This is a genomic window from Lacticaseibacillus casei DSM 20011 = JCM 1134 = ATCC 393 (assembly GCF_000829055.1).
GTDB classification, from domain to species: Bacteria; Bacillota; Bacilli; order Lactobacillales; family Lactobacillaceae; genus Lacticaseibacillus; species Lacticaseibacillus casei.
Genome location: NZ_AP012544.1, coordinates 2214297 through 2226784, shown reverse-complemented (window position 1 = coordinate 2226784; position 12488 = coordinate 2214297). Strand labels below are relative to the sequence as shown.

Annotated in this window: 10 protein-coding genes and 1 pseudogene; 6 read left to right on the top strand and 5 right to left on the bottom strand. The window is 47.3% G+C overall.

All coding sequences use genetic code 11. The features are described from left to right. The first annotated feature begins 221 nt into the window (after positions 1-221). The 6 genes and pseudogenes from LBCZ_RS10740 (at position 222) to LBCZ_RS10710 (ending at position 6133) form a co-directional block, all read left to right on the top strand. Positions 222-1274, top strand: coding sequence for an IS30 family transposase (locus LBCZ_RS10740; protein ID WP_039639232.1), 1053 nt, complete (start codon positions 222-224; stop codon positions 1272-1274). A gap of 79 nt (positions 1275-1353) precedes the next feature. After that, positions 1354-1701: a stage II sporulation protein M gene (locus tag LBCZ_RS10735; protein WP_225423326.1), complete on the top strand. Its 348-nt coding sequence runs from the start codon at positions 1354-1356 to the stop codon at positions 1699-1701. Positions 1702-1707: 6 nt separating this feature from the next. Next, on the top strand, positions 1708-3039 hold the full coding sequence (locus LBCZ_RS10730) for a hypothetical protein (RefSeq protein WP_025013922.1): 1332 nt from the start codon (positions 1708-1710) through the stop codon (positions 3037-3039). A gap of 129 nt (positions 3040-3168) precedes the next feature. After that, the gene (locus LBCZ_RS10725; RefSeq protein WP_025013921.1) at positions 3169-3771 is read left to right on the top strand and encodes an ATP-binding cassette domain-containing protein; all 603 of its coding nucleotides are present in this window, start codon (positions 3169-3171) and stop codon (positions 3769-3771) included. Positions 3772-4394: 623 nt separating this feature from the next. Then, a pseudogene (locus LBCZ_RS10715) lies at positions 4395-5450 on the top strand (LLM class flavin-dependent oxidoreductase). Beyond that, positions 5447-6133, top strand: coding sequence for an NADPH-dependent F420 reductase (locus tag LBCZ_RS10710; RefSeq protein ID WP_025013919.1), 687 nt, complete (start codon positions 5447-5449; stop codon positions 6131-6133). The pseudogene LBCZ_RS10715 and the gene LBCZ_RS10710 overlap by 4 nt, the downstream one beginning before the upstream one ends. A 543-nt stretch (positions 6134-6676) precedes the next feature. Here LBCZ_RS10710 and LBCZ_RS10705 read toward each other — a convergent pair. The 5 genes from LBCZ_RS10705 to LBCZ_RS10680 form a co-directional block, all read right to left on the bottom strand. After that, entirely contained in the window at positions 6677-7729 is a 1053-nt protein-coding gene (locus LBCZ_RS10705) for an IS30 family transposase (RefSeq protein ID WP_039638840.1), read from the bottom strand. A gap of 637 nt (positions 7730-8366) precedes the next feature. After that, positions 8367-9344 carry a polyprenyl synthetase family protein gene (locus tag LBCZ_RS10695; protein WP_039639322.1) on the bottom strand — a complete coding sequence of 326 codons (978 nt, stop codon included), beginning with the start codon at positions 9342-9344 and terminating at the stop codon, positions 8367-8369. After that, on the bottom strand, positions 9341-9907 hold the full coding sequence (locus LBCZ_RS10690; RefSeq protein ID WP_032958837.1) for a Gx transporter family protein: 567 nt from the start codon (positions 9905-9907) through the stop codon (positions 9341-9343). The genes LBCZ_RS10695 and LBCZ_RS10690 overlap by 4 nt, the downstream gene beginning before the upstream one ends. Next, positions 9904-10350, bottom strand: coding sequence for a NusG domain II-containing protein (locus LBCZ_RS10685; protein ID WP_025013283.1), 447 nt, complete (start codon positions 10348-10350; stop codon positions 9904-9906). Before LBCZ_RS10685 ends, LBCZ_RS10690 begins: the two co-directional genes overlap by 4 nt. A gap of 186 nt (positions 10351-10536) precedes the next feature. After that, entirely contained in the window at positions 10537-12435 is a 1899-nt protein-coding gene (locus LBCZ_RS10680) for an NAD(P)/FAD-dependent oxidoreductase (RefSeq protein WP_025013284.1), read from the bottom strand. Positions 12436-12488 lie beyond the last annotated feature (53 nt).

Below are 12488 nucleotides of genomic sequence, written 5' to 3'. Positions count from 1 at the left end.
GGTCACTAGGCACAACCTGTTTACTAAAAAAGCTCCGAATTTGGAGCTTTTTTGCATATAAAGAAAAATCATGCCAAGGAAAAGGACAGAAAATGAGATCGCGCATTTTAGAATCAAGTTAGCCACTGTCTCAAAATTTTTTGGACAATAAAAAACATCAAGAACAGATATCCTGTATCATTGAAGTTCCTACACAAACAATGGAAGAGGATATTGTCTTGATGCAGAAACAGGATAGCACACACCGCCAAAAAGGTCAGCACTTAACATCACTCGAGCGCGGAAAAGTGGCCGGATTCCGCCAAGCTGGGAAGTCCAATCGTTGGATTGCTGCTGAAATTGGCGTCTGCCCGCAGACCATTAATAATGAAATGAAGCGAGGTACAGTAGATCAGGTCAAGAAGAGTAATGGCAAGCGCGTCTACCATCGACAATACCTGCCAGAGGCTGCTCAGGCACGTTACGAGACTGCACGCTTGAGCTGTCATCGTCCTGACAAGTTCGCCAGCGTACAGGTCTTCTTAGCCTGGTACGTACAGCGAGCTAAGCAGGACAAATGGTCGCCGGATGCTTCAATCGGCTATGCCAAGCGACACAAGCTGTTTACTCCTGAAGAGCTTGTTTGTGCCTCGACTTTGTACCAGTACATTGACGACCAACGCCTAGAGATTCGAAATATCGACCTGTTGGAGAAGACTAAGCGGAAGACCTCTCACCAGCACCACACCAAGGCTAAGCGCCTGGCTGGCCGCAGTATCGAGGAACGGCCTAAGGTCGTTGAACGACGCAGGCAGTTCGGTCACTGGGAGATGGATACCATTGTCGGTAAACGCAATGGCAAGGAGAGCGTCATCTTGACTCTGATTGAGCGCAAGACCCGTTGCCAACTTCTCCGCTTGATCGAAGGACGAGATGCAGACTCTGTGAGCTATGCATTGCGTGGAATCAAGCGCGAATGGGGAGCTTGCATCAAGACCATCACAGCCGACAACGGACCCGAGTTCACCGCCTTAAATACTGCTTTTGCTGGGACGGAAACTGAGATCTTCTACGCCCATCCTTACACGTCCTGCGACCGTGGCACCAACGAGGCACATAACCGGATGATTCGCCAGGACTTCCCTAAGGGCATGTCCCTAGATGACATTAGCCCTAGTCAAGTGCAGGCCACGCAAGACCGCTTGAATCAGTTGCCTCGCAAACAACAGGGCTACTGCACACCCCAGCAAAACTTTGAGGCCGAAGCTCGGCGCGTTCGCCGCATGGCCCAGTAGTCTCTCTAGCGCCACAACTTCTATTTGATAACGGCCTGTTCTGGGATTGTCCTCAACGACTGGCTAACTTGTTCTTGCAATTTACGTAAAAAATATTTTCGTTTCACTCTTATTAATAAGTGGGTTCTTCTTGTATAAGGTATCAACAGTGATTGTATTGTTAGCAAACGCAGTGTCCATTTCCTTCTTGCTAACGCTGAATATCTATACAACTGGTGAAGTCTGGTACTTTCTTGGTCTGATAAGTATTCACGGATTAGTTGAACTGGGTGCGCTAATGATTGCGGCAAATATAGGATTTCAGCGAATTAATCTCAAGACTCGGACACAGAGGTTGGCACTTAGAAATACAATAGTGCTCATACTGATATTACTCATTATTTCAGCCAGCCTAGAAACGTTTGTAACGCCCTTGTTTTGGAGATGACCTAAAATGATTGAAGTATTGGCGGTTTCGTTAAAAAGAGGTCTTTCTGGTGTTCCTTTTGTTGATACACTCTCCGCTAGAAAGACAGTTTGGTTTTGGGGAATGATCAACTTAGCCGGCTTGGCCGCTTCAATAATTATTCTTAGAGAAATCTTGATATCAGGAGTCCTTCTTGACGATATCAAGAAAATTATGATGGTGTGGTCTGGGTTCACTTTAAATGTTCCTGAAATACTTGGAGTTCTTGTCGCGGCCAATGCCGTCATTTATTATCAGGATTTAAAGTCACTTTGTCTTATGTCCTTGAATCAACCGATAATAAGATTCGGAATGCGTTCGGGCATTTCCTTAAGTCTGTTGAAGGCTGTATTTTGTATAAGAGCGATTATCTCCATTACGCGAATACCTTTTTTGCTCTTTCTTATAACGCTGACTATAGAAAATCTTCGCGGCGTTCGTTGGCTTTCTTGCAGTCTTTTTCTGGCGAGATTGGGCATTGCTCTCATTACTTTTATGCACTTTTCATTGGAGAAGTGGCTGAGGAACGAGCTTGTAAAGAATATACTTGTACTTATTTTTGCATTTGTATTCACAGCAAGTGTGGGGAAAAGTTTATGCGTCGAGTTTATAAGAATTTTTTTAAACGAAAAAATTTTAACTGCTGCATCCTTTTTCAGTTTTGAACCGCAGTACGTGCTATTTTTAGTATTGATTTTGATAGTCTTTTTTGGACTTTACAAATATCGTAAGCCAATCAGTTTCAAGTGGTCTTACATGAAGGATCCAGTGAAAAATGCCATTTTCTTAGCGATCAAAGATACTGGACAGATTGGCACATGGTTTTACTTTATCAGCAGTAGTGGGCTTGCACTTCTAATGAGCAGCGTAGATGAAAGATACTCGTTGTTGGTCGTGTTTATCACAATTTATTACAGCACCATGGTTCTGTATCAGACGACCATTAATAATCTTCCGGGTTATTTTGAAATAAATGTTCATAAACAAATATTTATCTGGAATAATCACTTAGAGATGCTTGTACGTCGGTGTCTATGTTCCTTCCTGGTGTACCTTACCGTTAAATTAATGCCCTTAGTCTTTTTGATCCTACTTTTCAGCTGGATTAAAGGACTTTCATTTTTGGAAGTGGGATTACAAATTCTGGCCACCCTTAGTATCTCTTACTTAATGGCAGTGGTTTATCAATTGACGGGTTTACTGGGATATACGAGAAATCATGATACCAATGCTTTTGAAATTAGAGAGCAGCTTCGTGTAAAATCTTTCAGAACGATTATTGAGGGTATCTCTTTGGCTTTTGTTGCGCCTTGCCGTTGACGCTACTTGTTGTCGACAGAATCAATATACAACTATTCATCATTTTGGAAACTGCAATGTCGCTCATTGCAACGCTGAGTGTCTTAATTCTGCTAACAGTAGTCTCATTATGTATAAAGAGGGGAAGATATGGGCAATCAGGTTCGGGTAAAGAACGTTAGCTTTTCTTACGATGATAATGTACTATTTCGAGACCTTTCTTTGCATTTTTCCTCGGGAAGCATATATAGAATCATGGGGTCGAACGGGGTTGGGAAGACAACGCTCCTTAAGTTACTCGCGTTTGACCTATTGCCAAACGAAGGGGTAATCGACACTGATTTAATGCGAGAGGAGATCGTTTATCTTCATGACGGGAATATACTGGATCCCAACTTAAGCGCCAAAGAACATGTGGATTTTTTGATTTCCTTTAATAAAGTCAATCGACAAAGGCTGGCAAAATTACCGTATTTACTGGAAAAGATGAAACTTGAAGCATATTACAACGAACTAACGTCGGCGCTGTCGCTAGGCACAGTTATGAAATTAACATTTCTTTTGTTTTGGCTTCAAGAGCCCAAAATGTTGATGCTTGATGAGTTCTTTTCTGGAATTGATACGAGTGGCATGCGATGCATTGTAGACTTGATAAATGAAATGGCTACAGAAGGCTCAGTTATTCTCTTCGTTACTCATGTTAACCAGAATGCTGATTTATTAGATTATCATCCAGTGCAAATCTGCGAGTAAAGGTCGATTGACAAGTTGGTTATGTTTCTCTTGGCTAGACGCATTAGGGGTGGTAAGTATCACAAAAAAAGGTAAGGCTTTTCTGTTTGGCGTCGCGGTTTGGGCACTCGTCATTCTTTTCAACATGCTCATGGATCGCGTTCTATACGGATATTTAATATGGGACGAGTATTTAAAGATGACTGGATGGCTCCTCATTGCTGTCATATTGGGAAGAATTTATTTTTCCAAAACCAAGTAGTCCACGCGGTGAGTTGCTTGGTTTGCACCAGGGACGCGTTTAAAACTACGAACTTGGCGGAGTTAATGCCGTGCTTCTTCGGTTTAGCAATGCGTTGCCAGCCCAATCGCTGGGCAGCTAAGTCGTATCAACAATCTTTCAATAACTTAAGGAGAAAAGACAGCGGAACCGCAATTTCGTCGTCTTTTCTGTTTGAAATGGGATAAAGCTTAGCCTCAAATTGTAATATTTAGCGTGTCATTCGATATGCTATATTTTGACTTTTCAAAAGTTGCTATTGGGGGACCTGATAAAATCTCTTGGTTGCTTTCTCGCCCAAAATATTCTATGATGTCGTTACTAGCTTACAAAAAGTAAGTAACACGCATGGGAGGCATTTTCGATGGTAGACATTGAGCATTTACAGTTTGGGCTTGAAACTTTTGGTGACATTGTGGCAAATGAAGACGGCAGCTTGCAGACCGCTGCTGCATCCATTCGCCAGATTGTGCGCGAAGGTGAGCTGGCCGATGACTTGGGCATTCAGGTCTTCGGGGTTGGCGAACATCATCGGCCGGACTATAGTGTTTCGAGTCCGGAAACGGTTTTGGCGGCAATTTCAGCAGTGACCAAGCAGATCAAGTTGGCAACGGCGGTCACCGTGCTCAGCTCCGATGATCCTGTGCGCGTTTATTAGCGGTTCGCGACTTTGGATGCGTTGTCCAATGGGCGGGCGCAGGTCATGCTGGGACGCGGCTCGTTCACCGAGTCTTTTCCTTTATTCGGCTATGACTTAACCGATTATGACGACCTATTCAATGAGAAATTGGGGTTATACGACGCCTTGCGCAATGAAAAGGCAGTGACCTGGTCGGGCAAGTTCCGTGCGGCTTTGAAAAATCAGGAAGTCTATCCGAAGACCGAAAACGGTAAACTTGAGACTTATATTGGCATTGGCGGCTCGCCGGAATCTGTGATTCGCGCGGTTAAGTTCGGTTACAAAGTGATCATTGCGATCATTGGCGGGCAAGCCAGCCGGTTCAAGCCGTATATTGAGCTATATCACGCAGCTGCTAAAGAACTCGGCAAGCCGGAATTCCCAATTGCCGTGCACTCGCATGGGTTCATTGCTGATGACGAGAATGAAGCTGTTGAGGTAGCGTTTAAAAATATCAAAGCCAACTTTGATCGCATTGGGTTGACTCGTGGCTGGGCACCGATGAGTCGTGAACAGTTTGACGGCGAAACCAAGGTGGGTTCATTCTACGTCGGCAATCCCGAAACCGTTGCGCGGCGCATGGCCGAAACAATTGACCTGCTCGATCTCGGCCGCTTCGACCTCGTCTATGGTGCCGGCAACCAGACGGCAGCGCAGCGCGAGCGGATGATTGAGTTGTATGGTACGAAAGTCATTCCGCGGGTTAAAGAAATTTTGGCAGAAAAGGCGGCGGTGAAATAATGGTCATTCAACGCGTAGGTATTATTGGCGCAGGAAAAGTCGGCATCGTGCTGGCTGGTTTGGCGCTGGATGCCGGCTACACAGTGCGATTTTCCGGTTCGGGATCCGTCAAGAAAATCGCCTTAACCATTAAAACCTTAGTTCCCGGCGCCATTGCGTCAGAGAATGCGGATGTCGTTGCCAATAGCGATATCATTTTGCTGGCGATTCCACTTAGTCGCTACAAGAACATCGATGCTGACTTACTGAAGGGTAAACTGGTCATCGATGCCATGAACTACTGGTGGGAAACGGACGGCATTCGCGAAGAAGTCTTAGATCCGGACACGACTTCCAGCGAACAGGTTCAGGCTTATTTCAAAGATGCCAAAATTGTCAAAACGTTCAATCACATGGGTTACCACAATCTGCAAGAAGAGGCGCGGCCAAAAGGCGACCCGAGACGGAAGGCACTTTTCGTCACCGGCAACGATCCTGACGCTGTCGCCACAGTGGCTGCTTTTGTCGATACAATGGGCTTCGACACGGTTGTCCACAACAATCTGGCAGATGGCATCATGACCGAGCCGGGCAGTCCTCTATTCGGCGCCAGCCTGCGTTACGCCGAGGTTAAGAACATTATCGATCACTTTGATCAGACCGAGTTCGGTAAGCGGATAGCGGCGAAAGTTCATAGTCATTAATAGGTGACGGGAGTTTGGTATAAAAGCAAGGCATGCAGCTTCTTGAAGGCTGAGATGCCTTGCTTTTTGCTTCTATAACTGAATGTTTAAATGAAATGCAATTGTTAGACTGACAATAACAAGCAAGATCTTTGGATGTCTGGGGTGTCTACTGTGTTGGAGGAGGAAGAATGAAAAACAAGAGATCAACCAATAAGACGGCTGTTTATATTTCGCTTTTCCTAGGCGGTATTGTTGTTGGCTTGATAACTTTACCAATTATCCAAGATTTGTTACGGGTAATTTTTAAGTAAACGATTTTATATTCATAAGAAGTACACAGTCTTATCCCTATATCGCAGTAATTCAGTATAGGTATAAGCCTGTGTGCTTTTTTGATCTGCGATTGCTGGTATAAAGAACATCAAATGTACTGAGTAGAATAACAAACGTTTTATGGCACATAAGCAACGTTAACCGTAAATTGCAAGAACAAGTTAGCCAGTCGTTGAGGACAATCCCAGAACAGGCCGTTATCAAATAGAAGTTGTGGCGCTAGAGAGACTACTGGGCCATGCGGCGAACGCGCCGAGCTTCGGCCTCAAAGTTTTGCTGGGGTGTGCAGTAGCCCTGTTGTTTGCGAGGCAACTGATTCAAGCGGTCTTGCGTGGCCTGCACTTGACTAGGGCTAATGTCATCTAGGGACATGCCCTTAGGGAAGTCCTGGCGGATCATCCGGTTATGTGCCTCGTTGGTGCCACGGTCGCAGGACGTGTAAGGATGGGCGTAGAAGATCTCAGTTTCCGTCCCAGCAAAAGCAGTATTTAAGGCGGTGAACTCGGGTCCGTTGTCGGCTGTGATGGTCTTGATGCAAGCTCCCCATTCGCGCTTGATTCCACGCAATGCATAGCTCACAGAGTCTGCATCTCGTCCTTCGATCAAGCGGAGAAGTTGGCAACGGGTCTTGCGCTCAATCAGAGTCAAGATGACGCTCTCCTTGCCATTGCGTTTACCGACAATGGTATCCATCTCCCAGTGACCGAACTGCCTGCGTCGTTCAACGACCTTAGGCCGTTCCTCGATACTGCGGCCAGCCAGGCGCTTAGCCTTGGTGTGGTGCTGGTGAGAGGTCTTCCGCTTAGTCTTCTCCAACAGGTCGATATTTCGAATCTCTAGGCGTTGGTCGTCAATGTACTGGTACAAAGTCGAGGCACAAACAAGCTCTTCAGGAGTAAACAGCTTGTGTCGCTTGGCATAGCCGATTGAAGCATCCGGCGACCATTTGTCCTGCTTAGCTCGCTGTACGTACCAGGCTAAGAAGACCTGTACGCTGGCGAACTTGTCAGGACGATGGCAGCTCAAGCGTGCAGTCTCGTAACGTGCCTGAGCAGCCTCTGGCAGGTATTGTCGATGGTAGACGCGCTTGCCATTACTCTTCTTGACCTGATCTACTGTACCTCGCTTGATTTCATTATTAATGGTCTGCGGGCAGACGCCAATTTCAGCAGCAATCCAACGATTGGACTTCCCAGCTTGGTGGAATCCGGCCACTTTTCCGCGCTCGAGTGATGTTAAGTGCTGACCTTTTTGGCGGTGTGTGCTATCCTGTTTCTGCATCAAGACAATATCCTCTTCCATTGTTTGTGTAGGAACTTCAATGATACAGGATATCTGTTCTTGATGTTTTTTATTGTCCAAAAAATTTTGAGACAGTGGCTAACTTGATTCTAAAATGCGCGATTAATTTTTAACTTGGCTATTCTTGCAGTTCATGTAGTAGCCTACTTGTAGAGACGTTAAGCCTTGCATGGAGGAAGAAACTAATGAACTTACCCTCGCCGTCAGAATTGTCCTTTTCACCTTAATTATGGTGATTGTGTTTACCATTCTCGGGGTTATTGACGCAGCTTGGTTAAAGTATCGGAGACGCCCGGAGATGATCAAACAACGGAGGCTTGGTCTTATTAGTCTAGGAATTGTTTGTGTCATAAGCGGCATCGGTCAAATCTTGGGTCTGTGGCCTTAAATGTTCCCATGGAAAAAGCTGTTAGTCTCTTAAGCTTTGCTAGCTAAACGAAATTCTACCTGATAGCCTACCTCTGCGTTACCAATTGCCTAACGTTCTAACCGGTTACAATCTTACTAGTAGATTGATCGAAGCTTCGAACAAAAACCCACAGCGCTTCCTCATCTGCCAATTGGCATGGTGAGAAAGTACCGTGGGTTTTCTTTTTTTGCGTTCAATCAAACATGTCTAAGCTTTCCGGTTCAGCAAGCTTCCTGTCAAGCGGATCAGATCATCCTGCGCCGGTCCGGCCGGCAACTTCTTTAAACCGGCGATGGCTTGATCGGTATGTTGTCGGGCCATGGCATAGGCTTGCTTGACACCTTCATATTGGATGACCAAATTGCGGAGCGTATCCATTTCCGCATCGGCGATTTGGTCCTTTTTGGCCAACAACGGCAAAAAGGCTTGGCGATCGCGCTGCATGGCTAGAATTAACGGAGCAGAATACACCCCGCTGCGGACGTCCTCGCAAACCGGCTTGCCAAGGGTGTCGCCGCTGCTTGTGTAGTCGAGGATGTCATCGAGCAATTGAAAGGCAATGCCGATGTCCATGCCGATTTTTTCGGCAGCTTTGGCGAAGTTGGTACTACCGCCGCTTTCGTAGGCCCCGACAAAGCAGCTTAAGGCAAAAAGCTGACCGGTCTTGCCGGAAACCTGTTTGAGGTAGTCATCAATGGTGATGTCGGTTTGGTAGCGGGTGGCCATTTGGTCCAGTTCGCCTTTGAGAATCTTCTCCATGCTACCGCTGTCTTGTTGAATGCTGCGGAGGCTGGAGGCGTAATGGGCCAGGAGCTTGAAGCAGACTACGAAGAGATAGTCGCCGGCATAAACCGCGGTTTCCGGGCCAAATTGTTTTTGAATCGTGATCTGGTTTCGGCGGGTTGGCGATTTGTCGATGATGTCATCGTGAATAAGCGTTGCCGTGTGCAAGGTCTCGATCGCTGCTGCCAAGGCGATCATTTTCTCCCGATCCGTATCCTGAAAACGCGAAAAGAGCAGACAATAGGCTGGACGCAACAGCTTGCCGCCGCCGTTGATCATTTCCAGGATAGCTTCAGCCACTGGCGTATTGTTGGTGGTAATCTGTTTTTCAATTAACGTTAGTGCTGAGGATAATTCAGGCGCCAACGTCGGGTATTCATGCCACATGGGATGAATTTTCATGAAGTCGCTCCTTTTTTACGTCGCTTGCTTCGGTCGTAGCGCAGGCGACGTAAGATATCAATGTGTTCAAAAAGGAAATTAGCCGCAATGCCGACTGCGATGCCGGCGAGAATGCCCATAAATGCCAGGATCGGCAGGTAGAGCATCACCGTCCAGCTTTGGGCGATCAACGATGCCACCAGCAGCTGGCCGACATTGTGCAAAATGCCACCCGCGGCCGAGATGCCGATCATGCTGACGCGTTTTTCACCCAGTTGTTTGATGAGCAGCATCCCCAGCCAAGACAGGAGTGCCCCGGCCCCGCTGTACAAGAACGTTGACAGGGTTCCGCCTAGCAAAGTGGTGAGTAAAAGGCGCAGCCACAGCAAGACGAAGCTATCCGAAATGGACATCGTGAACAGTGAGATGATGGTGATGAGGTTGGCTAAGCCTAGTTTGGCACCGGGCGCAAACGCAAGCGGGAAGGGAATCATGCGCTCCAGTAAGCCGATAATGACGCCTTGGGCACAGAGCAAGGCAATATAAATATATTGCCGGGTGCGGTCGGCTTTATAAATGCTCATTCGGTCACCATACCTCCCGTGTTGTTACTGCCGCCTTTGTTGGATTTGATTTCAATCAACAACTTGTGCGGCAGGCAGACAATGGTTTGTCCGGGTTTGGTGATTCGGCCGCGGCGGACGCAAACCTGATCCTGACAGTTAGCTTCGGTAATCGCAATGCCGGCGCCTTGAACTTCGATCTTATTCCAGTCACCGTCTTTGGCCCGATAAGTGAATTGGGTCGTGCCGGTGTGGCCGGTTAACCTTTTTCGATAAACCTCATGGCCATCATGAGTGACCACGGCTGTTAAAACGCGCTGCGAGGCTTCTTGTTGCTGCTGATTTTCCTGAATGCCAAAGATGAGGTAGGGGATGAAGGCTGCAAGAAACAGGCCGCCGACAATGATCCAGTCAAAAGGGCGAATCATTTTAAGATAGCGTTTGAACGTATTCGGCCGTTTCATAGTCAAGCTCCAATCTAACAAAAATCAATTGTTCGCATCGGTCAATGAAAAGATGGACGTGAACGTCAAGGACGGGGAGCAGTTGCGCCACAGAACATGGCCGCAGCAGCTTCCCGCTCTTGAAAAAAGACTCTAGGCAAAATCCACCCAGAGTCTTCTGCGCCGGTAAACGCGTTATCGTGACAATTATTTGAGTGCATCGGTACCGTAAAGTGATTGCGGTGTTCCATAGCGCCATTTGCCAAAGACTTTCTGGAGATAAGGGACAACCCATTTATCAAGCCCGAACGCGCGGCCGGAGCCGTTCATGCAGGCAAAGGCCATCGGAATCATCCAAATGTTGACCCAGTAGAACATGCCACTCAGGCAGAACACGCCGACAAAAGCAATGGTGGCTGCCGAGGTTAACCAAGTGAACAAGCCTGCGATCAAAGCGAGGCCAATCAGGATTTCCATGATCGTCATTGCTTTTTGCATGAAGAACGCCACTTGCTGGTTAGGAATCAAGGTCTTGGTAATGCTGTAATACCAGTTCGGCATCTTATCAAAGACCATCATCGGATCATTCCCATACTGATAGGAAAGTGAAAAGACAGTCTTGGTGGCCTTGGCCGCGCCGGCTGCCGCACCGGAAGCGGCACTGGTAGCATCGGCACCGGCGGCAGAAGCACCGCTGGTTGCGGCTGGCTGCAGCCAACTAAATGGCAGGCGCAGCTTATCAATGAACCATGACTCCTTGCCTTGAATCTTCGGCCAGCAATCGATCAGCCACATCGCGCCTAACGTGAGCCGGGCAGGCACCGTCCATAGTACGTTGCCTTGACGGGAAAGATGGCCGCGGAACATATTACGTTCGTTGCGGGTCCGGAAGAATTCGTGCATGAAGTATTGGAATAAATAATAACCGGAATAAATTTGGATGAAGTAGAGCATGTTGACTAAGTGCTTCATCAACATCGCAAAGAAACCGGAGAGATGCAGCCAGCCCATAATGTTGGCAACACCATATTTGGAACCCAAGCTGACCATGAAGCCAGAATAGTTGGCTTTATATTCAATCTGTTCCTTGTTTTCCAGCTTGGCTTCAATGTTCGTCAAGGCAGTATGCGCGGTTGCTTCGGCCCCTTGAACGATTTGCGGTTGGCCGCGGCCAGTGCCGTCTTGATCAACCAGTGAGACATCACCAACAACGTAAATACTTGGATCGTCTTGCGATTCCATGTTGTTCTTAACCAGGATTCGGCCAGCGCGTCCTTGTTTCAAGCCAAAGTCTTTGGCTTGATCCGTTGCCTTGACCCCTGCTGTCCAAACCAGCGTGCAGGTTGGGAAAGTGGAGCCGTCTTTCAGATCGACATGGTCTTCATGAACGCCGACAACGCCGGTATTCTTCATGACCTTGATGCCGCGTTTTTCCATGTAACGTTCGGCTTTGTTCGCGTCTGAACGATCCAGCATATTCATGATCGTCGGCGCCATTTCCATCAGGCTAAACTGGATTTCGTTCGGATCTAGCTTGTACTGTTTGGCGAGGGTATCGCGCCAGTCACGCAACTCGCCAATCGTTTCGGTACCGGTAAAGCCGGAACCGACAATGACGATTGACAAAAGAGCTTTGCGCTTAGCCGGATCGTGTTCTTCGGAACCACGCCGCACAACGTCTTCAATGTGGCGTTTCAACCGAATCGCGTCTTCCCACTTACCCAAAGTGAAACCGTGTTCGGCAACGCCTGGTGTTCCGAAATCATTTGGTTGTGATCCGATCCCCAAGATCACATAGTCGTAAGGGAAGCGACCGTTTTCCGTAACCACTTCCTTCTTGTCGCGGTCAATACCTGTCACGTTATCGGTGACAATCTTGACGTTCTTACGTCGATTGAATAAACGCTGCAAATCGTATTGAATCGCATCTTCCGGAACACGATCCGCTGCGATTTCGTGCAGTTCGGTGACATAAGTGAAGTACGAGTGGCGATCGATCAGCGTGATCGTCACGTCTTTGTTGCGTTTGTAGTGCTTGGCCAGGTGCTTTGTCGCATAAACCCCAGCAAACCCCGCGCCAACCACGACGATATTGGTTTTCGCCATGCATAACACTCCTTACCATTTGCAATATCCATACTTTTGTGAAGTATGTATCC

Coding starts and splice junctions, on each gene's coding strand:
- LBCZ_RS10740 (WP_039639232.1), top strand. CDS start 222: ATGCAGAAACAGGATAGCACACACCGCCAAAAAGGTCAGCACTTAACA.
- LBCZ_RS10730 (WP_025013922.1), top strand. CDS start 1,708: ATGATTGAAGTATTGGCGGTTTCGTTAAAAAGAGGTCTTTCTGGTGTT.
- LBCZ_RS10725 (WP_025013921.1), top strand. CDS start 3,169: ATGGGCAATCAGGTTCGGGTAAAGAACGTTAGCTTTTCTTACGATGAT.
- LBCZ_RS10705 (WP_039638840.1), bottom strand. CDS start 7,729: ATGCAGAAACAGGATAGCACACACCGCCAAAAAGGTCAGCACTTAACA.
- LBCZ_RS10695 (WP_039639322.1), bottom strand. CDS start 9,344: ATGAAAATTCATCCCATGTGGCATGAATACCCGACGTTGGCGCCTGAA.
- LBCZ_RS10690 (WP_032958837.1), bottom strand. CDS start 9,907: ATGAGCATTTATAAAGCCGACCGCACCCGGCAATATATTTATATTGCC.
- LBCZ_RS10685 (WP_025013283.1), bottom strand. CDS start 10,350: ATGAAACGGCCGAATACGTTCAAACGCTATCTTAAAATGATTCGCCCT.
- LBCZ_RS10680 (WP_025013284.1), bottom strand. CDS start 12,435: ATGGCGAAAACCAATATCGTCGTGGTTGGCGCGGGGTTTGCTGGGGTT.